Here is a 23,680-nt window from a genome sequence, read left to right on the forward strand (position 1 = left end):
TTTACCCATGGGACAAGAACAGCTTGGTCATTGGCAATGCGCAGGCTGCGCCGTGGAATTCCCGCCGGGCGCGCAACCCACCGGCACCTGCCCCATCTGCGCCGATGAACGCCAATACATTCCGGGCGGAACCCAGCGCTGGGTGCGCACCGAAGAACTAGCAGCAGCCGGCCATCAACTGACGATCACTTCCCTCGAACCGGGGCTGCATGCGATTGCTTCTCCCGAAATCGGTATTGGCCAAAGCTCCTTGCTCGTGGAGAGCACCGCGGGCAACTTGCTCTTCGACGTGCCCGGGCTGATTACCGAACAGATCATTGATTGGCTGAAAAGCCGTGGAAAGCTGGCGGCGATTGTCGCGAGCCATCCGCATATGTATGGGGTGCAGCATCAATACAGCCAGGCGCTGGGAGATGTTCCGATCTTCGTCGCCGAGAAGGATGCGCAGTGGGTCCAGTATTCCTCTGCCGCGATCAGGACATGGTCCGGACCCTTTGAGGTGCTGCCCGGGATCAGGCTGATGCAGCTCGGCGGCCACTTCCCGGGCAGCACTGTGGCTCTCTGGGAAGCGGGTGCCGATGGCAGTGGAGTCCTGCTGGCTGGCGACGCGATTTTCCCCGTGGCGGATGGCAACGTGACCTTCCTGCGCAGCTACCCCAACCGCATCCCGCTCTCGGCTGCCGTGGTGCGGCGCTTGGCCAAGGGATTGGAGCGGTTGAAGTTCGACCGGCTCTACAACAACTTCGCGGCCTGTGTTCAGGCTGATGCCCACCGGATTGTCCAATTCTCTGCGGAACGCTATGCCCGTTGGGTGTCAGGAGATTTCGACGACCTGACCTGAGATCCCAGGTAATAGTTAGTATTCCTGGTGCGGAATATGATTTACCTGCGAACGGAAGGGTCTTTTTTGGAGAGCAAGGATGCCAAGACCAGGGCAACCACCTGCAACGCACCAACGCAGAGCACGACGCTGGCCCACCCATGGTGCATGAAGGGGATGCCTATGAGCCAGCCAAGCAGTGATGAGCCCACGTAGTAGAACAGGTTGTACAGGCTGGAGGCTTGGGCCCGGGCCTCGGTGGCCAGGACCGGAACCCATCCGCTGGCGACCGCGTGGGCGGCGAAGAAACCAGCGGTGAAGATCAGCAACCCGGCGATGATTACGACCAGGTTCCCAGCCAGTGTCAGCAGCAGGCCAAGGGCGCTGGAAAGAATGCTGATGCGCAGCGTATTCCGGCGTCCGGCCCTGGCCACGAATTTGCTGCTGGCCACCGAGGTGTAGGTTCCAGAGAGGTAGGCCAGGAAGACCAGTGCTGCCCACGAGGCTGGAATCAGGTAGGGCGGTGCTTCCAGCCGGAAAGCCAGGTAGTTGTAGACGGCGACGAATCCGCCCATGAGCAAGAAGCCCTGGGCATAGACCAGGGCCATCTTGCCGTGCAACGCATGCGCGAACTTCCTGGCGATGCTGCGCAGATTCTGGTCGTGGATGGGGTCGAAGCCCTGGGCGCTGGGCGCCTTGAACAGGAAGAACAGCGTCGCCAGGCCGGCCATGATGCTCACTGCCGCGATCCCCCAGCGCCAGCCGGCGGGGTCTGCGACAAAGCTGGCGACCAAGCGGCCGGCCAACCCGCCAAGGGTGGTTCCGGAGATATAGGTGCCGCTGGCCACGGCAACGGCTCGCGGATTGACCTCGTCGACGAGGAAGGCCAGTGCAGAGCCTGGGACACCCGCCAAGGCGATTCCCTCGAAGAAGCGGATCGCCACCAGGAACTCGAAGCTTGGCGACAGGCAGCTGAGCAGTCCCAGGGCTACCGAAGAAATCAGGGCGATGCTGATGACCTTGCGGCGCCCGAAGCGGTCGGAGATGATGGCCCATGGAGTCACGGCCAAGGCCAAGCCCAGGGTCGCTGACGAAACGGCAAGCGCTGTTCGCGATGACGTGATGTCGAAATAGCCGGCGATCACGGGCAGTAGCCCCTGCACCGCATACAGCTGGGAGAACGTGGCCACGCCGCCGGCAAAAAGTGCCAGCAGCATGCCTCGATAGGCGGGGGTGTTAGGTTCGAGTCCGGTAAAAGCCACTGCCTAGGCTCCGGTAGGAAGCAGCGGGTAGATCAGGTACACCACCAGCAGCGCCACGGCATTGTTGATGACATGCAGCATGTAGGAGTAAGCCAGCGACTTGCCGCTGAGGATGTAGGCAACACCCATCATGACGCCCAGCATGAAGTACGGGACGACCTCCAGCCACGAGCCGATGCCCGCTCCTATGAAGTGGATGCTGGTGAACAGCACCGTGGAGAGCAGTGCGCAGAGCCAGACATTGATCCTGCGTGAAAGCTTGCCAATGAGCAGATGGCGGAACAGGTATTCCTCGACGAATGGGCCGAAGAGCGCGGTGACGACCAGCATTACCGGCAGTGGCACCGTTCCGGCCATGGATTCCAGGGCCGCCTGGTTCTCGCTGGTGGCCGCTTGGCCCGTCAAGGCGGCGATGATCCCGTTGGCCATGATGGTCAGGAACCAGCCACCGGGCAGCATCAGCCATTTGGCCCAGGGGTGGTACCTCATGGTCTTGAACGACTCGAAGAACTGCGGGCCGCATTGGATCATCGCGAGAATGAAGAAGGTGACATACAGGATCAGGTTGATCCCGAACAGCGCCTGCTCCTGGGTGGAGAAGGCGCTCATGTATCCCGGGATCAAGCCGATGAGGCCTGCCGCGCCCCCGACAAAGAAGACGAGGTAGGCAAGAACGGTCCAGAAGTCGCCCTTGGTGAATGGCCCTGCATCAAATACACGCTGTCTGCGTCGGGGAACAACAGGATAGTTCGGGTAGTCAGGCAGCTGGTGCATGTCCCCTAGCCTATCTGCCTCTGCTGGGGATCCATGGCGTTTGGGGGGTGACGCACTCAAACAAATGGGCCTTGGAATGTTTCGCACGGGTGTGAACATTCCAAGGCCCGTGAAGCTGCAGGCACTCAGTCCGGATTACTTCTGGTCGAAGCCCTCGCGGGTTGCGGCCTTCACCGATGGCTCAAGCATTTTGTAGGTGGCGCCGGCGATGATGGCGCCGATGATTGGCGCAACGATGAACAGCCAGACCTGGCCCAGCGCCTCGCCTCCCGCGAACCAGGCCACGCCCAGCGAACGAGCAGGGTTGACCGAGGTGTTGGTGATCGGGATGGAGGCCAGATGGATCAAGGTCAGCGACAGGCCGATGGCCAGGGGCGCGAAGCCCTTGGGAGCACGGCGGTCGGTGGATCCCAGAATGACGTACAGGAAGATGGCGGTCAGCACGATCTCGGCCACCAGCGCGGCCATCATCGAGTAGCCATCCGGTGAGCGGTCCCCGTAGCCGTTGCTGGCGAAGCCGGATTCAACGGCGTTGAATCCGTCCTTGCCGCTGGCGATCCAGTACAGCACCGCGCCGGCGGCCGAAGCCGCAATGATCTGCGTGATGATGTAGGTCGGGACGTCCTTCCAGGCGGTGCGCCCCGCGACAGCGGTACCCAAGGTGACGGCCGGGTTGAAGTGGCCACCGGAGATGTGGCCGACCGCGTAGGCCATGACCAGCACGGTCAGGCCGAAAGCCATGGCAACCCCCAGGAAGCCGATGCCCATGTTGACCGTTGAATCGGAAATCACCTTGGCTGCGAAAATCGCCGATCCGCACCCGCCGAAGACGAGAACGAAGGTTCCCAGGAATTCGGCAGTGATCTTGGCGCCGGTCGTCGGCGCAGACGTTTCTGACATGTTTTGTTCCCTTCCTCAAAATGAAGCGAGTTCCACGACAGCAAGCCGTGTCCTAAGGCTACTGGGAGAACTCCCGCTTGGATAGACATCCGACACCTATTTTGAAGAATGATTCACTATCGTTCATGACTTGGAAATTATTTGCCGACATACTCGAAGTGCCATGCTTCCGCGTACGGATTTCTGCTTCCATTGGCGCGGAATTCTTCCAGATTTTTCCGGTGGGTCCAGTTGTATTTCTTGGAGTTGGCTTTCAGCCACTTGTAGTACTTCCCCTTGAACGAATAGTTGTAGGTCTCCGGCACATCGATGGCCAATCCCCAACCATGGTTCGAGGTGCCCGGCTTGGCCGCGATGTAGTGGCCGAGCTCCTGGTAGAGGAATTTCTGCGTATCCAGGGTGCGGTAGGCCAGATCGATATCCAGATTCTTCCCGAATTTCTTCTTGAAGGCCGCGTTCAACCGGGCCAGGTCCGCAGCTGCCGGGGCGGCGATGAGCGTTTTCTCCTTGTCCCAGTGCAGGGCCAGCAGCATCGACGCGGGCAGCTTCCCGTTGGCCTGCTTCATTACCGTGGCGCGAGTGATTTTCGAAGTGTTGCTGGTTTTGGCGTTGGTACTGCGCTTCAGTGCCGAGGCTTTCATCCAGCCATCTGCCCCCCTGGGTGCGCACGAAGTACCAGCCGGAGACCTGGCCGGCTTTCTGTTCCCAGGCCTTATCCCGATAGGCGATCGAGTTCTTCGGGATGTCGCCGATGCGTTTCTTGCCCTTGACCGAAGCCAACAGGTCTGCCCCGGACGGCTTGGTGAAGTAGCGGTCAGACAGGCCTGCGCGATTGGTGGTGAACGGGCCTGCGTCGATGGCGCAGCCCTTGGAACAGGTCGTGACGTACGCGCCGGAGATCCATCCGGTCTTGCCCTGGGTGGAAATCTTGTACCAGCCGTTGGCTGCCTTGGAACTCGTGTAGGCTGGCTGCCCTTTGTTGATCTTCCCGATGATGGTGTGCCCGGTTCCCGCCCCCTTGCGGATATTCATCGTCGATTTCGGGGTGACCCACAGCTTCACGCTTTTCACCCGCTTCGACTTTCCGCCGGTGCCGGCGGTCTTGGTGACCTTGGTGTATTTGTTGGAGATCCGCCCGGACTTCTTGTTGTACGTAACCTGGTACCAGCCGTTGGAAGCTTGGGACTTGACGGTGACGGTCTTGTTTTTCGGGATGGTCAAGATGACGCGGAACTTGGTGCTGGAACCGGAGCGCATATTCAGGTTGTTGGTGGTCTTGACCTGCGCCGCCCGCTTGGCGGCGGGCACCTGCAGCGTGCCGTGCACCGCAAGCGACGCGGATGGGGCAGCGGCTGGGAGCGGCTGGGAGCGGCTGGGAGCGGCTGTGCGGCGCTGGCTGGCACCAGGCCGCCCAAGGCCAGCGCACCGGCCAGCAGCGCGCCTGCAGTTGAAACCGCGAATCGTCGAGCTGAACTGAAATGTGTTTTCACGGCGGTAGGACCTTCCATGAGGCGCAGGCTTAGCTGGTGTCCTGCGCAAAGCCGTTCTCGGTGTGAGCGAGGTTGCCGATTCGATGCCTGACCTGCTTAATAATGCAACGTCCACGCCGAATCCTAAACATGGTTAGCGGGGTTTGCGATCAAAGAGCTGCGCACCGAGGATGCCAGCCAGCACGCCCAGCATGTTGCCAGAGGCGCGTTCCCACAGGACGTCAGCGTTGACGCTCGGGTCGGCAAGCTCCAGCATCAGCATGATCAGAGGAGTGAAAAAGCTCAGCGCCAGCCCGTAATTGCGGGTCATGTAGCCCTCGGTGGGGAACATCAGCGCGATGATCACCAGTCCCAGGGCCAGCTCCGGCAGCTGCAGATAGTAGATACCCAGCAGCACCCCCAGTCCGGCCACGGTGCCGGCCACGCGGTGCACTCCCCTGCTCAGGCGGCCACGGGCGTTGCCCGCCGCCAGCGGCACGACCGAACCGGCCATGACCCATTGCAAGTGCTCCAGCTGCAGCCCGATGGCCAGGGTTCCTGCCAGCAACACCACGCTGGCATAGCAGGCGGCGCGGCGCAGCGCCTTGGGCCAGCCGATCGGATCATGCCCGGGAAACCCCCTGGACGCGGAGCCGAACCTGGCAGTCTGCCCCAAAATAATGCAGAACAGCGCGGTGAACACGAACGCTGCCAGGCCCGCCATGGACGGCGATTGCCCCACCGGGAGACTGGCCAGCGCCCCGAAGGCGAACACCGGGAAAAACGAGCCACCCGGCTTCAGCCCGTAGCGGTCGGTGGTCAGCGAACTGGTGCACGCCCAGAAGATCCCCCCGGCGAGTAGCTCCCAGCCGTCCATTCCCCACGGCGCGATGACAATGCCGGTAACGCCAGCGCACAGCATCATGGTTCCGGCCAGGACCTGGTCCTTGAGACGCTTCATCCGGTGCGGGCTGCGGCCATACATGCCAACCACCGACCCGAAGACCGCGTAGACCATGAGGTCCGCACGCCCCAAGAACAGCAGCGCGGTGCCGGGAATCGCCAGTCCAAAGCCGACACGCAGTGCGGGGCGGATCTCGGGGCTGTGGGATATCACAAAACCGCGCCACGCCGCGGTGGCCAACGCCGGGTTCAGGATTCTTGTTTTCGGCGTGCTGGCCTGCTCGGTCGGCACATTCCGGAAGTTCGCCATGATCGCTCCTTTGTGGGTCGCTCAGCTTCCTTCGAAAAGGAGCGGTGCTGCCACTTCAGAGTTGCATCAACGCATTGATCGTGTCCAAGTATTATTTTTGATGGTTCAATCGGAAAAAACTATCATGCCAGGTCAAGGTCTTTTGTGACGGGGGGATAGGTGTCGCCTGTCGCAGAGAGCAATGCGCGCAACATGAGCGGCAGCGGCTGGCGCTCGGCGATAACCAAGCTGATCTGGCTGGTGATCCCGGGACTGGCAAGGGGCGTCCGGACCAGACCTGGCATCTCGCCCAGGGGGTCGAGCCACTGCCTCGGGACCACGCTCGCCCACCGGCCGGTGGCAACCTGCGCCAGCAGCGTGATCATCGAATCGCATTCGATGCGCGGCTCGGCGCTGCGCCCATGGGAGGCCAGCACGTCGTCCAGCAGCTGGCGGCCGCGCATGGAGGAATCCAGCAGGCACAGCGGCAGCGCGAGCACTTCGTCCACGGCGGTCGGCTCCCCCGCGCCCGCGAACATGCCCTCCTTGGTGACCAGCACGTGTTCCTCCCGGTACAACGGAAGCGCGAGCAGCCCGCCCAACTCCGCAGGGTCCGCGTAGACCAGCCCCGCATCGAGTTCGAAGCCGCGGACCTGGGCAATGATGTCGGTGGAGCGCAGGCTGCCATGGACGCGGACCCTGGCCTTCGGGTTGGCACGGGCGAAGGCATCGGTCAGCTGCGCGACCGTCGAAGACGCGGCGGGCACCACGCCCAGGCGCAGCGTGCCGGTCAGCCCGGACTGCAGCGCCGCCACTTCCTGGGTCAGCGCATCGCGGTCCGCCAGCAGGCGCTGGGCCCAGCGCAGCACCGTTTCACCTTCCGGGGTCAGCCCCTGGAACGCGTGTCCGCGGCGCACCAGCGGCACCCCGAGCCCGGCTTCAAGCTTCCTGATGGATTCGGACAGCGCCGGCTGGGAAATGCGGCATTCCTGGGCGGCCCGCGCGAAATGCTGTTCCCTGGCCAGTGCCACGAAGTATTCCAACTGCCTTAACATCACCTGTCCATTGCACCACGCGCGCCGCGGATCTCACGGCCGGGGCAGGCAAAAACCGGCGCTGTGCAGAAAGCTTCTGCTGCACAGCGCCGGTTTCGGCATTTCAGTGCGCAGACCTCCGGCCAGCTGCTATTTGGAGATCTTTCCCGACATTCCAGCCAAGGCCCGAATGACCACCGGCTTGCAGGCGAACCATGCTCCAGCGGTGACCGCAACGGCCACCAGGAACATGATGACGCCCATCCAGCCGTCGTCGCTGCGGGCGGCGAACATGTGGTTCAGATTCGCCCGCGCACCGGTGAGCAGCACCAGCAGCACATGCATCACCAGGAAGCCGACGAAGAACAACATGGCCGGGAAGTGCACCTTGCGCGCGGCTTCCATGGGCAGCGCCTTGTCCAGCTTGGCCGGCCAGGCCGGGGACATGCGCAGCCCGGTGATGGCGGAGACCGGGGCGGCCAGGAACACGATCGCGAAGTAGGCCAAGACCTGCAGCGCGTTGTAGTTCAGCCAGCCGTTTTCGCTCGGCCAGTCCAGCGACAGGTACTGCACGCCGGCGCTGAGCGCGTTCGGGAAGATGTCCCAGCTGGTAGGCACGATGCGCATCCATGCGCCGGTGGCGAACAGCAGCACAATGAACACCACGCCGTTGACGATCCACAGCACGTCCAGGCTCAGATGCAGCCAGATTTCCAGGCTGATCTTCTTCGGCTTGGTTCTGGTCTTGAACAGCCCGGTGTTGTTCCGGGTCCAGTAGGCCTTCGGCCTGGCGGTGGTGCGGCTCAGCCAGCCGGAGCGGATGATCAGCACCATGAAGAAGACGTTCAGGAAGTGCTGCCAGCCCAGCCAGGCCGGGATGCCGGTGGGCGCGTACTCCGGCAGTTCCGAGTGCCCCGGGTAGGCGCCAATGAATTGCTCCCCCGCTCCGGTTCCACGCCACCAGCGGGCGGCCAGCACTAGCAGGGCCAGGGCAACCACCACTCCGACGGCGATCCAGATCTTTTTCAGCGCCGGGTTGCCCGCCGTCGCGGCCGTGCGGGCGCCCTCCTTGGTTGTCAGCGACATGGAAACGACTCTCCTTGGTCTAGCCGGCGTTGGCCAGCTGCTTGGCCTCCAGCAGCTCGGTGAGCTGCGGGAGGATCTCGAAGAGGTCGCCCACGATGCCGAAGTCGGCGATGTCGAAGATCGGCGCGTCCTCATCCTTGTTGATGGCCACGATGCGCTTGGCGGTCTGCATGCCGGCAAGGTGCTGGATGGCCCCGGAGATGCCCACTGCCACGTAGAGGTCCGGCGAGACGCTGACGCCGGTCTGCCCGACCTGGTGGTTCTGCGGGATATAGCCGGAGTCCACGGCGGCGCGCGAAGCGCCCAGTCCTGCACCCAGCGAGTCGGCGAGCGCCTCGATGAGCGCGAAGTTCTCCTTCGAGGCCACGCCGCGGCCGCCGGAGACCACGATCTTGGCGGCGCGCAGCTCCGGGCGGGAGGAGGCTGCGGCCAGCGCGGTCACGGATTCGATTTCCGCGGAGGCGTTGGTGGCCACCTCGATGGCGGCGGAGTCCACCTGGGCGGTTGCGGCCGGCAGCGGTGCAGCGCCGCTGGAGGCCACGGTGATCAGCGGGATGCCGGCGCCCGCAGTGGATTCGGTGACGTAGGTGCCGCCGAAGACCGAGTGCGAGGCGGCGATGCGGCCGTCGCGCTGCTGCAGCTCGACGGCTTCGAGCACCACCGGGTTGCCGGTGCGCACCGACAGCCGGCCGATGGCCTCGCGGGCCAAGGCGCTATTCGAGGCAAGCACGGCGGCCGGGGCGTAGGCATCGATGGCCGCCTGCAGGGCGGAGACGGCGCTGGCTGCCGGGTGGGCGCCGGCCAGCTCGGTTTCGCCGATGAAGACCTGTGCGGCCCCCTGCGCGCCGATCGCTGCGGCGGTGCCGTCGCGGTCCGCGGCGGCGGCCACTGCCACCGGGGTGCCCAGCTGCGCTGCCAGGGCCAGCAGGTGTGCCCCGCTGGAGGCCGGGGTGCCGTTCTCGCCCAGTTCGATGTGTACCAGGATGTTAGTCATGTCGTTGGTTCCTTAGATCAGCTTCTCGGCGGCCAGGTAGGCGGCAAGTTCCTGCGCCGCCTGTCCCTCGTCGATGATTTTGACGCCGGCGGTGCGGGCGGGGCGGGCAGCGGAGGACAGCACCAGATTGCCCGCGGCGTGCTCCGGCGCGCCCATGCCCAGCTCGGCGGTGCCCTGCACGGTGACCGGCTTGCGCTTTGCGGCCAGGATGCCCTTGAACTTCGGGAAGCGCGCCTCGCCCATGGCCTCGGCCACGGAGATGACGGCCGGTGTGGTCGCGCGCAGCGCGGTGGTGCCCGAGGCGTCTAAGCGGGTGCCGCGCACGGTGCCGCCGGTGATCTCCAGGGTGCTCAGCGGGCCGAGGAACGGAAAATTGAGCAATTCGGCGATCATTGCCGGGACCACGCCGCCGCGTCCGTCGGTGGACTCGTTGCCGGCCACGATCAAATCGGCATGGAAACCGGTCAGCGCTTGGGCCAGCGCCCGGGCGGTGGCCAGCGCATCGGAGCCGGCAAGTGCGTCGTCCTGCACGTGCACCGCCTTGTCGGCGCCCATGCTCAGTGCCTTGCGCAGCGCTTCGTTGGCGGCGGCCGGGCCCATGGTCACCACGGTGATCTCCACCGACTTGTCCGCGTCCTTCTGCTTCAGCGCGGCTTCCAGCGCGCGTTCGGTGATCTCGTCGATCACGCGGTCGCTGGCGTCGCGATCTGCCCGTCCGTCGGAGGTGAGTTGGCGGCCTTCTTCGGTGTCCGGCACCTGCTTGATCAGCACTGCAATCTTCATGGTTTGCTCTTTTCTCGGTTCGGTTCCGCACCCATCGGCTGCTGGGCCAGGGGGTGCGTTCGCGGTATGGCCGCGGGCGCTGCCTGTGCGCCCTGCGCAGCCGCGTGGCGCGGGTCACGTTTCTGAAATACTATAACTAGATTCCAGTTTTTGTCTAGGGTGGGGTGTGGCCACGTTCCCGCTGCGACCGCACCCCGCCCGCGATGGCTTATTCAGCCCTGCGCCGGCTGGCGGTCGCGCGGAGGCAGCCACAGCCCGCGGGCCTGGGCCACGACCTGGCCGCCGGCCTCGATCTGTCCCCTGACCCAGATCTTGCGGCCGTCGATTTCCTCGACCCAAGCGGTCAACTCCAGCTCTTCGAACAGCGGGACCGCGTGGTCGTAGTCCACGGTCAGCGACCGCGTGAATATCCACTGGGACACGGTGCCGGCGGCGAAGCCCATCAGGTGGTCCAGCAGCGTGGCCACCCATCCCCCGTGCACCCGGCCCGGAGGGCCCTGGTAGGGCAGGCCCAGCCGGGTGGTGGTGCGCACGCCGGTCTGCCCGTCCATGCGCATCGACAACGGCGGGGCCATCGGGTTCAGCACCCCGGACACCGGCGAGCGGTCCATGTATTCGCTGCCGCGCTCGCCGAACGGGTCCACGACCATTTCGCGCTCCTCGGCGACGGCGCCGCGCAGCAGTTCAAGCACGCCATCCAGGCGTTCGCCCAGTTCGTGGGCCACCTTGGTGTCCACCGGAAGCCGGACCATCGCATCGAGCAGCTCGCGCACCTGCCCGGCGGCGTCCAACAACTTTTCCCCGCCGGCCTCGCGAACCTGCGTTCCTCCGTCCGGCAGGGCTACCTGCCTAGTCATTGCTCAGGATCAATGCGCTCGTCGGCACGCCGGTGCCGGCCGTGACCAGCACGTTGCGGGCGTTGGCCACCTGGTTCACCGCGGTGCCGCGCAGCTGGCGCACGCCCTCGGCGATGCCGTTCATGCCGTGGATGTAGGCTTCGCCCAGCTGGCCGCCGTTGGTGTTGATCGGCAGGCGCCCGCCCAGCTCGATGGCGCCGTTCTTGATGAAGTCCTTGGCCTCGCCGCGGCCGCAGAAGCCGAATTCCTCCAGCTGCGCGAGCACGAACGGGGTGAAGTGGTCGTAGAGCACCGCGGTGTCGATGTCCTCCGGGCGCAACCCGGTGTCGTTCCACAGCTGGCGTGCCACATTGCCCATCTCCGGCAGTGCGCGGTCGCCGTCCTTGCGGTAGTAGCTGACCATGGTGTGCTGGTCGTAGGCCGCGCCCTGGGCGGCTGCGCGGATGGTCACGGCCTTGCCTGGCAGGTCCTTGGCGCGTTCCGGGGTAGTGATGACGAACGCCTGGCCGCCGTCGGATTCCTGGCAGCAGTCCAGCAGGTGCAGCGGATCGGCGATCCAGCGCGAGCTCTGGTGGTCTTCCAGGGTGATCGGCTTTTCGTAGAACCAGGCCTTGGGGTTGGTGGCCGCATGCTTGCGGTCTGCCACTGCCACGCGGCCGAAGTCCTCGGAGGTGGCGCCGGTCAGGTGCATGTAGCGCTGGGCGAACATTCCGACCCAGGAGGCAGGGGTCATCAGGCCGAAGGGCAGGGTCCAAGCGTAGGCGGCGGCGCGGGCATCCGGGGCCATGCCCTCAGTGCTCATCGCCGCGCCGAAGCGAGCGCCGGAGCGCTCGTTGAAGGCACGATAGCAGACCACGGTCTTGGCCACACCGGTGGCCACAGCCATCGCCGCGTGCAGGATGGTGCCGGCGGCGGCGCCTCCCCCGTAGTCCACATGGCTGAAGAAATTCAGCTCCTTGCATCCCAGGCCGCGGGCTACCTCGATGGCCGGGTTGGTGTCCATGGAGTAGGTGACCATGCCGTCCACGTCCTGCGGCTTCACCCCGGCGTCGCGGCAAGCGGCCAGGGCGGCCTCCTGGGCCAGCTGCAGCTCGGAGCGGCCGGAGTTCTTGGAGAACTCGGTTGCGCCGATGCCTACGATGACTGCCTTATTCAGCAGGTTGCTCATGCCGATTCCCCTTTCGATGGGATCGCAATCTCCACGGTGCCCGTCACATGCGGGCCCAGGGAGTTGGTGCCGATGACCTTCACCACGACGTGCTTGCCCTCGGCGGACTCGACAGTGCCGGTGAAGACCATTTCGTCGCCGGGGAAATTGGTGGCGCCCAGGCGGATGCTGATCCGGCCCACGCGGGCGGCCGGTCCGGCCCATTCGCCCACGTAGCGGTTGACCAGCGCGTTGGTGGTCAGGATATTCATGAAGACGTTCGGGGTGCCGGCCGCCTCGGCTACTTCCTTGTCGTGGTGCACCTTCTGGAAGTCGCGGGTGGCGATGGCCCCGGTGACGATCAGCGTGGCGGTGATAGGGATGCGCAGCTCGGGCAGCTGCGTGCCGGCTTCGATGCCGGTGCGGGCCGCGGTACCTACGGTGCTCATGCCGCACCCCCTGCCACACGGGCTACCGGGAGGACCAGGTCCGCGTCCATGCGCTCGGCGGTGACGTTCACCGGCATGCCGATCTGCACGTCCTCGCGGGCCACGCCCTCGAGGTTCATGACCACGCGGGCGCCCTCCTCCAATTCCACCACTGCCACGATGTAGCCCGGCTCGAACGGCGGGACGATCGGGTGGTACATGACCACGTAGCTGTGCAGGATGCCGCGGCCGGACATGGTTTTCGGGGACCAGTGCAGCGAGTTGCATTCGGGGCACATCGGCACCGGCGGGTGGCGCAGCTCGTTGCAGGTATCGCAATGCTGGATGGACAGTTCGCCGCGCTCGTTCAGGGATTCGAAGAAGAAGGCGTTGTCCAGGTTGATGGCCGGGCGGGGACGCAGGGCCTGGCTCTTGGCCGTGGCCGGGGTCTCGGTCAGCGTTTCGCTCATTACGAGTTCCTCTTTTCAGGGTTGTACCACAGGGTCCGGAAGCGCATGGTGCCCACGCGTTCGCCCTGCTGGTCGGTGTAGGTGGTCAGCGTGGTGATGAAGTAGCCCTCGCCCAGGCCGGTCTGCTTGGGACCGACGAAGGATTCGACCTTCTCGCGGGCCGTCAGCAGGTCGCCGGGGACCAGGTAGCGGTCGTATTCCTGGTCGCAGTTCACCGCCACGACCTTCGGATAGCCGCAGTCGGCCAAGTGGGCGTAGGCGCGGTCCACGTCGGATTCGATGTCCGGGTCCGAGGGGTTGATCATGTTCCAGACCTGCAGCGCCGAGGGCGGGGCCACGACGTCCGGGTGCCCGGTGGCGCGGGCGGCCTCGGGATCCAGGTAGATCGGGTTGGTTTCCTCCATCGCGTCGCACAGGTGGTGGATCATGGGCCGGTTGACCTCGTCGCGGGCGACGCTGATCCTCTCGTTGCCGGCGGCGATCATCTCGCCGATCAGGACAGTGGGATCCTGGCTCATACTCTCTCCTTAATGGTGGTTTCGGCTGGCTTCAGCGGCAGCAGGTGGGCGCGGCCGTTCTGCTCGAACAAGGCTTCCAGCTGCGCCAGGGCCTTCTCGTCCAGCACCTCGAAGGCGATATCCCTTCCGGGGCGGTGGAAGACGTTTTCGTTCACCAGCCAGGCGTCGCGGCGCAGGCTGGGCTTGTTGATCTTCTGGGTGGCGGTGACCGGCACGTCGCAGACCACCGACAGGAAGCGCGGGGCCCACTTGGTGCCCAGATCCGGCTGGGCTTCCAGGAAGGCGGCGAAGTCCGCCGGGTCGAAGGATTCCGGGTCCTCGACCTGCAGCGTGGCCATCACCTGGTCACCGGTGCGGGCGTCCGGCACCGGGTAGACGGCGGCCAGCATGACGCCGGGGTAGCGTGAGAGCACGCGTTCCACCGGGGCGGCGGAGAAGTTCTCGCTGTCCACGCGCAGCCGGTCCGAGGTGCGCCCGGCGAAGTAGAAGTAGCCTGCCTCGTCGCGGTAGGCCAAGTCCCCGGTGAGGAACGCGGTGCCGCGCACGCGCTCCGCCACGGCGTCCGGGTTCTTGTAGTAGCCCTCGAACAGGGCGGCGCCGGTGAGGTTCACCAGTTCGCCGATGGCTTCCTCGGCGTTCAGGATGCGCCCGTTCCCGGAGAAGATCGCCGCCGGGCACGGTTCCATGGTGTCCGGGTTGACCACCGCGGCGTCCATGCCCTGCGGGGCCACGCCCAGCGCACCGGCTGGGCAGTCATCGGTGCGCTTCAGGGTCAGCCCGCCCTCGGAGGCGCCGTAGCTTTCGGTCGGCCAGACGCCGAAGCGGCGGTGGAATTCGGCCAGGTCGAATTCGCTGGCTTCGGTGCCGAAGCAGGAGCGCAGGTAGGTCTCGGCTTCGGCGGCCTTTTCCGGCTGGGCCAGCAGGTAGGACAGCGAGCGTCCCACGTAGTTGAAGTAGGTGGCCTTGTAGCGCATCAGATCCGGCAGGAACCCGGAGGCGGAGAACTTGCGGGCCAGGGCGAAGGTGCCGCCGGTGTACAGCGGGTTGGCCCAGCAGGCGAAGATGCCGTTGCCGTGGAACAGCGGCATGGAGTTGTAGCTGACGTCTTGCCGGCCCAGGCCCATGTGCTGGAATTCCGCGGTGCGGAACAGCCGCCCGGTGGTGCAGATGACTGCCTTCGGATCCCCGGTGGAGCCGGAGGTGAACAGCAGCAGCAGCGTGGTGTCCGGGTCCCCGGCGGCCGGCGCGTCCGGGCACGGCAGGTGGCGCAGGGAATCCAACTCGCGGGCGTAGTCGGCGGTTTCGATGTAGCGGGTCCGGGTTGCTGGCACGCCGGAATCCACCGAGTTGAAATAGCTTCCCAGCTCGCGGGTGGTCAGCAGGATCTCCACGTCGGTGTACGCGATGTCGCGGGCCAGTTCCTCTCCGCGGCGGGTGAGGTTGATGCCCACAACGGTGGCGCCGGCGTAGGCCGCGCCGCCGATGGCGAAGATGTATTCCGGGTCGTTTTCCAGCATCACGCCCACGTGGAAGGGCTTGCCTTCTTCATGCAGCGAGAGCATCAGGTGGGCTCGGAGCTTGCATTCGGCCACGACTTCCGCCCACGTCCAGATGCGGCCTTCGAAGAGCAGGCCGGGGTGGTGGTCCTCGGCTCGCAGGTCAAGTAGATCTCTGGTAGTTTGAAGTTTCGTTTCGAGAACGGTGCTCATTGCTAATCCTTAAGGGTGATGTTGGAGACCTGTGGCTTGCCGCCGACTGCGCCGGGCTGCTTCGTCGCTGGAATGAAAAGGACCACGACGATGGTCAGCAGGCAGGTGGCGATGAGCACGCCCACCACCAGCAGGAAGCCGGTCATCGAGACGAACGTGTTCTCGCCTGCTGCAACGGGCGAGAACACGAGCAACAGGCCCACGACCGAGGCGGCCACCGCCTGGAAGGCCGTACGGGTCACTGCGTTGACGCCCGTGGCGGTGCTGGTCTGCTCGGGCAGCACGCATTCGACGATCACGGTCGGCATGCCCGAGTAGAGGAAGCCGGTTCCGAAGATCACCACGACCATGCCGGAGACGACCACCGCGATGCTGTTCGGGTCGAGGCACACGATCAGCAGGCCGATGATGGTCAGCAGCGAGCCGATCATCAGGGCGCTGCGCGCGCCGAAGCGGCTGGAGATCCGGCCGATCAGCGGCGAGATCGCGAAGGCCGCGGCGGCGGTAATGAAGCCGAGCAGGCCGGTCATGGTGGCGCTCAGTCCCAGGCCCACCGGGAGTTCCATGACGCTGCCGTCAGCCAGCGGGATGCTGTTCGGATTGCGGTACAGGGTCACGGTGAGGATATTCGTGGTGCCGATCGGGCCGATGGCGATCAGCGCGGTGGCCAGCATGCCCAGGGCGAACTTGCGCTGGGTGAACATCCGCACGTCGATCATCGGTTCGCGGGTGCGCAGCTCCCAGCGAACCCACAGCGCCAGCAGCACCAGTCCGCCGATCAAGAAGAGCAGCACCCGCGAGTTGCCGAAGCCCAATTCCTTGCTCAGGGTCAGGCCGTACAGCGCACCGGCGATGCCCGCACCGAACATCAGCCCGCCCGCCCAGTCCACGCGCACCGCGGAGGCCAGCGAGGATTTCGGCTCGCGGGTGATGCCGAAGTGCACCAGCACCGCGGCCACTGCTGCGAAGATCGCCGCGGTCCAGAAGATCCAGTGCCAGGTGGCGTAGTCCAGGAACAGGCCTCCGCCGAGCATGCCGCCGGCGCCGGCGATCAGCGCGGAGGTGGAGACCACTGCGATGCCGGTGCCGATCTTGTGCTCCGGGAAGGTTGAGCGGACCATGCCGATGGCCAGCGGCAGCACCGCTCCGGAGACGCCCTGCAAGGCGCGGCCGGCGACCAGGATGCCGAAACTCGGGGCGACGGCGCTGATGACCGAGCCCAGTGCCGAGAGCAGCAGCACCCAGACCAGGATCTTGCGCCGGCCGAACTGGTCGCCCAGGCGTCCGACGAAGCTGGTGGCCAGCGCCGCGACCAGCGAGTAGGAGGTGACCACCCAGACCAGCTGGGAGAGGTCGGAGGTGAAGAACTCGCCCGGCGTGTACAGCAGCTGCACCGCCATGGAAGTCTCGAAGGCCGCGACCACCTCGGCGATCACCAGGATCGCGAGCACGGCGGCCACGCTCTGCCCGGCGTGGGTGCGGACCTTGCCCGCGGCCGCCGGCGCGCTCATGCGCTCGCTCCGTCCAGGATGACGGCCGCGAGTTCTTCGCTGACCAGTCCTGCGGTGCCCCAAAGCACGTCCAATTCGCGCATCCACACGAAGAAGCGGTGGATGTGGTTGTCCAGGTCGGCGCCCATGCCGCCGTGCAGGTGCTGGGTGGTGTGCACCACGCGGAATCCGGCCTCGCGGGCCAGCCAGGATGCGCCCAGGGCGGCTTCGGCCCCGTCGCCGTCGTGGTCAAGCTGCCAGGCGGCGTCGATGGTGGACAGCCAGGTGGTTTCGGTGTCGATGAACGCGTCCGCCGCGCGCAGCGCCACCCCCTGGTTGGTGGCGATGGCACGCCCGAACTGCTTGCGCTCATTGGTGTACGCGGCGGTACGGCGCAGCGCCTCGGCGCCAACGCCGGACATCAGCGCGGCGGCCGCGGTGAGCAGGCGCAAACGGATCCACGCGGCGACCTGGCCGGCGCCGCGGTTGGCTCCGATCAGGTCCGATTCCTGCAGCTGCACGCCGGCAAAGGCCAGCTCGGCGTGCTGCTGGCGCGACAGGCCGCGGTACTCGTCCAGGGAGATGCCCGCGCGGTCCTTCTCGATCAGCGCGGTCAGCTCACCGGTTTCGGTGTGGAACTGCACCATCAGGTGGGTGGCCGAAGGGACCAGGTAGCCCAGCTCGATGGCCCCATCCAGCACCCAGCCGTCTCCGGAGGCGCTGCCATTGACGCGGCGGCGCACCTCGGGCTGCAGCGCGGCGATGCGCACCGAGCCGGCACTGATGCCTTCTAGCAGCTGCTCATGGCCACCGAATTCAGCGATTGCCATGGCAGCGACGGCGGTGCTGATGAACGGGACGCGGCCCAGGGTGCGACCCTGTTCGCGGGCGACGAGAGCCAGCCCTGCCATGCCCAGTCCCGGCTCGTCTTCGCCCATCGGCAGCAGTGCGTCGATCAGCCCGGACTCGGCGATCTGGACCCACAGGGCCGCATCGTAGGCGGACCCGGCCTTTTCGCCGGCGGCGTACCGTTCGTCGGTGCTCAACGAGGAGAAGATCTGCGCGGCGAGGTCGGCCAGTCCCTGCTGGTCCTCGTCCAGGGTGAACTCCATGCTCGGGGCCTCGATGGTGTTGTTCATGCTCGCGGTGCTCAACGTGCGCTCCTTGCCATGCCGAGGGTGGTCCAGGCGACGATTTCGCGCTGGATTTCGGCGACTCCCCCGCCGAAGGTGTTGATCTGGGCGCCCAGGTTCATCAGCGCCAGGCGTCCGGTGTCGAAGTTCCATGGAGCATCCGAGATGCGGGTGGCGGTACCGCCCACGATCTCCAGCAGCGACCGGTACACGTCGATCACGGTTTCGGTGGCGAAGACCTTGGCCGCGGAGGCCGAGCCCGGATCCAGCGATCCCTGGGCGGTGGTCTCCACTAGTTTCCAGTTCATCAAGCGCATGGCACGCAACCGTGCGGTTGAGGTGGCCAGCAGCGAGCGGACCCAGGGCTCGTCGCCCAGCGGGGTGCCGTCGGCGGTGACCTGGTCCTTGAGCCAGGCGCGGACCTCGTCCAGCTGCCCTTCGCAGATGCCGCTGAAGGCGGCCAGGCCCACGCGCTCGTGATTCAACTGGGTGGTGATCAGCTTCCACCCTTCGTTTTCCTTGCCGACGACGTTGGTGGCCGGAACCCGGATGTTGTCATAGTAGGTGGCGGTGGTGCTGAAGCCGCCCACGGTGTGGATCGGGGTGGCGGAGAAGCCCGGGTCGCTGGTCGGCACCAGGATCAGCGAGATGCCCTTGTGCTTCGGGGCCTCCGGATCGGTGCGGGCGGCCAGCCAGATCCAGTCGGCGCCGTCGCCGCCGGAAGTGAAGACCTTGGAGCCGTTGATGACGTACTCGTCGCCGTCGCGCACCGCGCGGGTGGTGAGCGAGGCCAGGTCGGTGCCGGCCTCCGGCTCGGTGTAACCGATGGACACGACCAGCTCGCCGGCGAGGATCCTGGGAAGGAAGTAGTCCTTCTGCTCCTGGCTGCCGTGGCTCATCAGGGTCGGGCCCACGGTGGTCATGGTGATCATCGGGATCGGGGCGTCGGCGCGGTAGGCCTCATCATAGAAGACGAACTGCGCGGCCGGGCCGCGGCCTTGGCCTCCGTACTCGACGGGCCATCCGATGCCGAGCCATCCATCCTGGCCCATCTGCCGTTGCACTGCGGAGTGGACCGGTCCCCCGGCCTCACCTTCTTGCTTCAAGCCCGCGCGCACCTCGTCGGTGAGGAGCGCGGCGAAATAGGAGCGTAGCTCCTCGCGGAGAGACTGGATCTCCGTGGAAGAACGTAAATGCATTACGTTGCCTTTCGTCTTTGACTAGGCGTTTACCGTAAGTAACGGTGGAATGTGACCAAGATTACTTACCGGCCGGCAAGTAGTCAACGTCTTGCATGCGGCGGGTTCTTGAGCTAGTCCCGGAAGAATTCCTGGGGGAAAATATTTCTTTGCGCAGCGGTTTCGCCACGGGGAATCCGGTCGGCAGACGAGAAGAAGTGCGATTCTTTCCGCTGGCCAAAACTCTGCGTCATTGTTTCCCGAAGCCGGATCCGGGGCAGGTGCCGCCAAGCACGACGTGGCAGTGGTCCATTCGCTGAATGGAACTAGAACCTTATTCCAGTTCAGGCGTTATTTGGAGGGATCTCTTGGCACGATCGGCCGCGGACAGCGCTCCTTGCGGCGGCCCTTGAGGTGGTACTTGAGCGGGGGCCGGCCTCGATGCAGGCCGCGGACGGAAAGGGTTGCCGAGAGCGAAGAATCGACGATCTTCCAGCCTCGATGAGGCTCGAAAACGCGGCAGAGCTTGGCGATTGCATCCCGTGGAAATCCTGCAATCCCGGCCAGTGGGACGAAAAATCCCCCGGAAATTTTTCCGGGGGAAGATCGATGGCAGAAAACTGCCGAAACTACGCGATCAGCAGGGGCTTTGCTCGTAATAAACCCGTCGATTCGAGCCTTCGGCAGGCGGTCGCATTGCTCCTCGGACGATCACCCTCCGTTGGCTTTCGTTGCCCGAGCATGTACAGTGCCCAGGGCCCATGAGTCCGTGCGCCGGCCAGCGGTTCGGCAGTTTCATTGCACCACGCGCCCAAGCGTGCCAACCAGTCTGGACGAAGGGTCAGTGGGCAGCGGTGGAGTCGAGTGCTTCGCGGATGAAGCCATAGACTATCTCGCGGCGACGCTCGGGTTTCATCCCGGGGACCACCATGCGGTCGTCGGTGAAGACGATTTCCCGGTGCAGCATGTCCATGACCAGGATGGCCTTCACTTGGTCTTCGTCGCTCATGTCCGGGAGCATGGCCAGTTCCATGGTGCGGCGGCGGTGGTAGTCGATCCGCTCCTTGATCCCCTCGGGCAACCAGGTGTTGCTGCTGCTGATGGCCAGCACGGTTACCGCGCGGGAGTGCGAGAGCAGGACCTGCGAGTAGTTGTAGAGGAATTCCCAGCGCTGCTGCGCGTCAGGGAACTGCTCAGGCGCCTGCTCCAGCAGCTCGTCAATGGCGTCCAGCAGCGGAGAGAGGATCCCTGAGAGGATATCGACTTTGCTCTTGAAGTGGTAGTACAGTGCGGCCTTGGTGAAATCAAGTTGCGCTGCGATGGCGCTGAGCGGGGTCCCCGCATAGCCATGCTCGAGAAACAAGTTGGTGGCAATTTCAAGGATCTTTTCGCGGCTGCCCTGCTTTTCGCCTGACGGCTTTGTGGCGCGTTGCTCAGTCTTCACGTTCTTGGTTCCTATGCTGTGGACTCTCAACCCGATCATATCGGGTACGTGCAGCGATACTGAGTCGTCGTTTTCCTGCAAAAATAATTCACCGCACCCGACCCGCCATGATCGGCGGCCGGGTGCGGCGCATGGTCTAGGCGCTGCCAGCTAGTTCGCGGCGGCATCCTGGAGTTCAGCGGCATCCTGCGCAACCGCGGCGGCAGCGGTGGCGACGCCACGGTCCAGCACGATCTTCCCGTCGGCGAGCACCTGGAACAGCGCGCCGGCCGCGGTGTTCCAGATGCGCGTTTCCAGTACCTGCCCCGGGAAGACCGGCGCGGCGAAGCGCGCATTGATCGAGCCCAGGCCGCGCTCGGCCAGTAGCGTCGAGTTGCGCACCAGCGCGAGGGCCGCCATGCCGTAGGTGCACAGGCCATGCAGCACCGGCCGGGGGAAGCCGGCCTTGCTGGCCATCACCGGGTCGGAGTGCAGCGGGTTGCGGTCGCCGTTCAGGCGGTAGAGCAGCGCCTGGTCGACGCTGGTTGCCTGCTCAATGACCGCGTCGGGCTCGCTTCCCGGCTCCGCCCAGCTGCCGGCGCGTTCCGGGCGCGGGCCGTATCCGGTTTCGCCGCGGATGACCATGGAGGTCACACTGGTGGCGACCAGCTGACCCTCGGGATCCGCCAGTTCGGTAGTCAGCTCGATGATGGCGTTCTTGCCCTGGTCGTATACGGCGCTCATGTAGCTGCGCGGGGTGACGCTCCCCTGCGGAGGAAGCTCGCAGTGCAGGACGAGCGACTGGCCGCCATGCAGGATCTGGTGCAGTTTGAAGTCCCCGAGGTGGTCCATCGAGCCGCCGCTGCCGCCGAGGACGACAGCGAAGGTCGGGAAGACCTTTTGCTGGATGCCGAAGGAGCTCTCCGTCGTATAATCGATGCCCTCGGTGGCGTCAGGACGCCCGGCTCCGATGCTCAGCGCGTAAAGCAGCGCCGCATCGCGGTCCCAGGTGACAGCTTTCCCTACGCTGACCTTGCCGATATTCTCAGTAAAAATTGCCATGCTCTTGCCTTTCCGGTCCATTCATCTATGACGCGAGTCACTCATTTCTACCAAGACTATAACTAGATTCTAGTTTTCGTCTATATTCATGATTCTGGAATGGCAAGTTACATTGCCAAGAACCCCGAAAGGGCTTGTGGGTGAAGGCTGCGCAACCACACATGTCAGATCTGTGTGCCATAAATCTGCCAATCATGGCGAGCGATTGCCCCACGACCTAATATCGTCAACGATGGAAAACTAATACAACATCCGCTTCTCAATTGCATGATTCCGAGAAGTCACACTCGCGGGAAGGAGGCTCGTAATCCAAGAAAGTAACTCACGACGCCCTACTTCCAAATAGACCACTATTTCTCGAAATGACAATGCCGAAAAAACAAGTACCCTCATCGACCTAATGGAAAAATCAGTCGATCGTAATTCGAACTACAACCTATTATCTGCGAGAATCTATCCATGAAAACTCCACGATTCAAAGTGCTTGACAACAAGGATTCGCCACTCAAAGATCGAGGAGTTTTCTCCTTGGTTGTAGACAATTGGGACGACTTCACCTACAAAACGTCTTACTCCCTCTACTACGGCACCGGCCAAGAGGCACTTGAAATCGGGCCGGTCAAGATCGCGAAAATCGGTATGACCGAACGCGAAGGACATACCATGACTCCTCTCGATTTCGAGCGTTTGACTACTGATTTTTATTCCTTGGGCCAAGATCGAGAATACTACGAAAACTTGATGAAACTCCCAAGTGGGCGTGGGATGCTAGCTCTCCGCGCGCTGCAAGACGTTGCTTATAGCGAAGCACAGTTTGCAAAAGTTCAGGACGAAGACGCTTTCAATACTTCCCTGCTTCGAGCAGTACCGCCGAAAACGATTACTGCACAATTTAGACGGATCGCAAAGGGGCGATCCGCGCTTACTGAATATGACTTTACGTACGAACGTCCCGCATCGAATACTTCAAATAATCCCATGAACCTCGAATTCAAAGTACGTGTCGAATCCTATCCGCCAACAAATGCGCACATTCTTATTGGCGCCAACGGAGTCGGAAAGTCAAGTCTTCTCCGAGACTTTGCTCGGGCTGCTAGTTGCTCACACGAAGCTTCTGGGTGGTTTAAGAATGAATACGGCGTTCGGTTTGACACTACGAACATTCCATTCGCCAATATTGTCCACGTGACATTCTCAGCTTTTGATCAACTTGGCGGCGTAATTGTCGATCCGCTCAGCAAGATTGAGCTTCATTCCGTTGGTCTTACGACGGCAGACAACAAAACATTGGAACAACAGTTCGTTCAGAGTCTAGAAATTTGCGCTCGTGGTCGGCGGAAAACTCGTTGGATCAATGCGGTCGAATCCCTTTCTCAGGCTGACAACATCCTAAAAGAAGTGGAACTAACTCAAAGTATCAAAGGGCCCTTTGAATTTGACCTCGTTTCGCTCGAAAACATGTTTTCGAGGTTGAGTTCTGGCCATAAAATTGCTCTCCTGACCATTACCCGGATTATTGAGTTCACCGAGGAAGGTTCGCTAGTGCTTCTAGATGAGCCTGAAACGCATCTCCATCCGCCTCTTCTTTCAGCACTAATTCGAACTATTTCCGACTTACTCATAGATCGAAATGGAGTGGCAATAATAGCGACTCATTCTCCCGTGGTCTTACAGGAGGTTCCCGCTTCATGCGTTTGGACTCTGCGCCGAAGCGGGCAAACAATCAAAGTTTCCAGTCCCGCAAATGAGACTTTCGGAGAATCGGTGTCTCGAATCACCGCTGATACATTCTCACTTGATGTCAACAAGACAGGATATGTCCAGGTGCTTCGCCAGCTCCTAGAAAAGGAGGATGGTTCAGCCGCCCAAGTTCTAGAACAGTTACGTGGAGAGCTTGGAAGCGAGGGTCGCCTCATACTTAGTTCCCTCGGCTCCAATTGGAGGCGCTAAA

The 23,680-nt window shown here is 63.8% G+C and carries 22 protein-coding genes and 1 pseudogene; 2 read left to right on the forward strand and 21 right to left on the reverse strand.

Annotated features, from left to right (window positions below):
• Positions 1-52 precede the first annotated feature (52 nt).
• The gene (locus tag ACRDT3_RS03910; RefSeq protein WP_431491722.1) at positions 53-841 is read left to right on the forward strand and encodes a hydrolase; all 789 of its coding nucleotides are present in this window, start codon (positions 53-55) and stop codon (positions 839-841) included.
• A 41-nt stretch (positions 842-882) separates the two neighbouring features.
• Here ACRDT3_RS03910 and ACRDT3_RS03915 read toward each other — a convergent pair whose 3' ends face one another.
• The 21 genes and pseudogenes from ACRDT3_RS03915 to ACRDT3_RS04015 all read right to left on the reverse strand — a co-directional run bounded on the left by ACRDT3_RS03915 (position 883) and on the right by ACRDT3_RS04015 (position 21,729).
• Positions 883-2,082, reverse strand: a complete 1,200-nt coding sequence (locus ACRDT3_RS03915) for an MFS transporter (RefSeq protein WP_431491723.1) — start codon at positions 2,080-2,082, stop codon at positions 883-885.
• A gap of 3 nt (positions 2,083-2,085) precedes the next feature.
• Complete coding sequence (locus tag ACRDT3_RS03920; protein ID WP_431491724.1) at positions 2,086-2,856, reverse strand: CPBP family intramembrane glutamic endopeptidase; 771 nt, start codon at positions 2,854-2,856, stop codon at positions 2,086-2,088.
• 135 nt (positions 2,857-2,991) lie between these two features.
• Positions 2,992-3,756 (reverse strand): aquaporin Z, encoded by a 765-nt coding sequence (aqpZ, locus tag ACRDT3_RS03925; RefSeq protein ID WP_431491725.1) that lies wholly within the window; start codon positions 3,754-3,756, stop codon positions 2,992-2,994.
• 137 nt (positions 3,757-3,893) lie between these two features.
• A complete protein-coding gene (locus ACRDT3_RS03930; protein ID WP_431491726.1) occupies positions 3,894-4,397 on the reverse strand; it encodes a M15 family metallopeptidase in 504 nt (167 codons plus the stop codon).
• A 301-nt stretch (positions 4,398-4,698) separates the two neighbouring features.
• A pseudogene (locus ACRDT3_RS03935) lies at positions 4,699-5,013 on the reverse strand (SH3 domain-containing protein); the annotation flags it as partial.
• 366 nt (positions 5,014-5,379) lie between these two features.
• Positions 5,380-6,438, reverse strand: coding sequence for an FUSC family protein (locus ACRDT3_RS03940; RefSeq protein ID WP_431491727.1), 1,059 nt, complete (start codon positions 6,436-6,438; stop codon positions 5,380-5,382).
• A gap of 122 nt (positions 6,439-6,560) precedes the next feature.
• The gene (locus tag ACRDT3_RS03945; RefSeq protein WP_431491728.1) at positions 6,561-7,472 is read right to left on the reverse strand and encodes a LysR family transcriptional regulator; all 912 of its coding nucleotides are present in this window, start codon (positions 7,470-7,472) and stop codon (positions 6,561-6,563) included.
• Between the two features lie 129 nt (positions 7,473-7,601).
• Positions 7,602-8,537 (reverse strand): cytochrome b/b6 domain-containing protein, encoded by a 936-nt coding sequence (locus tag ACRDT3_RS03950; protein WP_431491729.1) that lies wholly within the window; start codon positions 8,535-8,537, stop codon positions 7,602-7,604.
• 19 nt (positions 8,538-8,556) lie between these two features.
• A complete protein-coding gene (locus tag ACRDT3_RS03955; RefSeq protein ID WP_431491730.1) occupies positions 8,557-9,531 on the reverse strand; it encodes an electron transfer flavoprotein subunit alpha/FixB family protein in 975 nt (324 codons plus the stop codon).
• Between the two features lie 12 nt (positions 9,532-9,543).
• Positions 9,544-10,314 (reverse strand): electron transfer flavoprotein subunit beta/FixA family protein, encoded by a 771-nt coding sequence (locus ACRDT3_RS03960; RefSeq protein WP_431491731.1) that lies wholly within the window; start codon positions 10,312-10,314, stop codon positions 9,544-9,546.
• 212 nt (positions 10,315-10,526) lie between these two features.
• The gene (locus ACRDT3_RS03965; protein WP_431491732.1) at positions 10,527-11,171 is read right to left on the reverse strand and encodes a PaaI family thioesterase; all 645 of its coding nucleotides are present in this window, start codon (positions 11,169-11,171) and stop codon (positions 10,527-10,529) included.
• Entirely contained in the window at positions 11,164-12,339 is a 1,176-nt protein-coding gene (locus tag ACRDT3_RS03970) for a lipid-transfer protein (RefSeq protein ID WP_431491733.1), read from the reverse strand. The genes ACRDT3_RS03965 and ACRDT3_RS03970 overlap by 8 nt, the downstream gene beginning before the upstream one ends.
• A complete protein-coding gene (locus tag ACRDT3_RS03975) occupies positions 12,336-12,767 on the reverse strand; it encodes a MaoC/PaaZ C-terminal domain-containing protein (protein WP_431491734.1) in 432 nt (143 codons plus the stop codon). Before ACRDT3_RS03975 ends, ACRDT3_RS03970 begins: the two co-directional genes overlap by 4 nt.
• Positions 12,764-13,216, reverse strand: coding sequence for a Zn-ribbon domain-containing OB-fold protein (locus ACRDT3_RS03980; protein ID WP_431491735.1), 453 nt, complete (start codon positions 13,214-13,216; stop codon positions 12,764-12,766). Before ACRDT3_RS03980 ends, ACRDT3_RS03975 begins: the two co-directional genes overlap by 4 nt.
• The gene (locus tag ACRDT3_RS03985) at positions 13,216-13,734 is read right to left on the reverse strand and encodes an FAS1-like dehydratase domain-containing protein (protein WP_431491736.1); all 519 of its coding nucleotides are present in this window, start codon (positions 13,732-13,734) and stop codon (positions 13,216-13,218) included. Before ACRDT3_RS03985 ends, ACRDT3_RS03980 begins: the two co-directional genes overlap by 1 nt.
• A complete protein-coding gene (locus ACRDT3_RS03990) occupies positions 13,731-15,443 on the reverse strand; it encodes an AMP-binding protein (protein WP_431491737.1) in 1,713 nt (570 codons plus the stop codon). Before ACRDT3_RS03990 ends, ACRDT3_RS03985 begins: the two co-directional genes overlap by 4 nt.
• 2 nt (positions 15,444-15,445) lie before the next feature.
• Positions 15,446-16,954, reverse strand: coding sequence for an MFS transporter (locus ACRDT3_RS03995; protein ID WP_431491738.1), 1,509 nt, complete (start codon positions 16,952-16,954; stop codon positions 15,446-15,448).
• Positions 16,951-18,087 (reverse strand): acyl-CoA dehydrogenase family protein, encoded by a 1,137-nt coding sequence (locus ACRDT3_RS04000; RefSeq protein WP_431491739.1) that lies wholly within the window; start codon positions 18,085-18,087, stop codon positions 16,951-16,953. Before ACRDT3_RS04000 ends, ACRDT3_RS03995 begins: the two co-directional genes overlap by 4 nt.
• A complete protein-coding gene (locus ACRDT3_RS04005) occupies positions 18,084-19,265 on the reverse strand; it encodes an acyl-CoA dehydrogenase family protein (RefSeq protein WP_431491740.1) in 1,182 nt (393 codons plus the stop codon). Before ACRDT3_RS04005 ends, ACRDT3_RS04000 begins: the two co-directional genes overlap by 4 nt.
• Positions 19,266-20,085: 820 nt before the next feature.
• Complete coding sequence (locus ACRDT3_RS04010) at positions 20,086-20,688, reverse strand: TetR/AcrR family transcriptional regulator (RefSeq protein WP_431491741.1); 603 nt, start codon at positions 20,686-20,688, stop codon at positions 20,086-20,088.
• A gap of 150 nt (positions 20,689-20,838) precedes the next feature.
• Positions 20,839-21,729 (reverse strand): MaoC/PaaZ C-terminal domain-containing protein, encoded by an 891-nt coding sequence (locus ACRDT3_RS04015; RefSeq protein WP_431491742.1) that lies wholly within the window; start codon positions 21,727-21,729, stop codon positions 20,839-20,841.
• A gap of 459 nt (positions 21,730-22,188) precedes the next feature.
• Here ACRDT3_RS04015 and ACRDT3_RS04020 point away from each other — a divergent pair, with 459 nt between their 5' ends.
• Positions 22,189-23,679 (forward strand): ATP-dependent nuclease, encoded by a 1,491-nt coding sequence (locus ACRDT3_RS04020; RefSeq protein ID WP_431491743.1) that lies wholly within the window; start codon positions 22,189-22,191, stop codon positions 23,677-23,679.
• The last annotated feature ends 1 nt before the right edge of the window (position 23,680 follow it).

It is taken from the genome of Glutamicibacter sp. (assembly GCF_050701915.1).
Taxonomy (GTDB): Bacteria; Actinomycetota; Actinomycetes; order Actinomycetales; family Micrococcaceae; genus Glutamicibacter.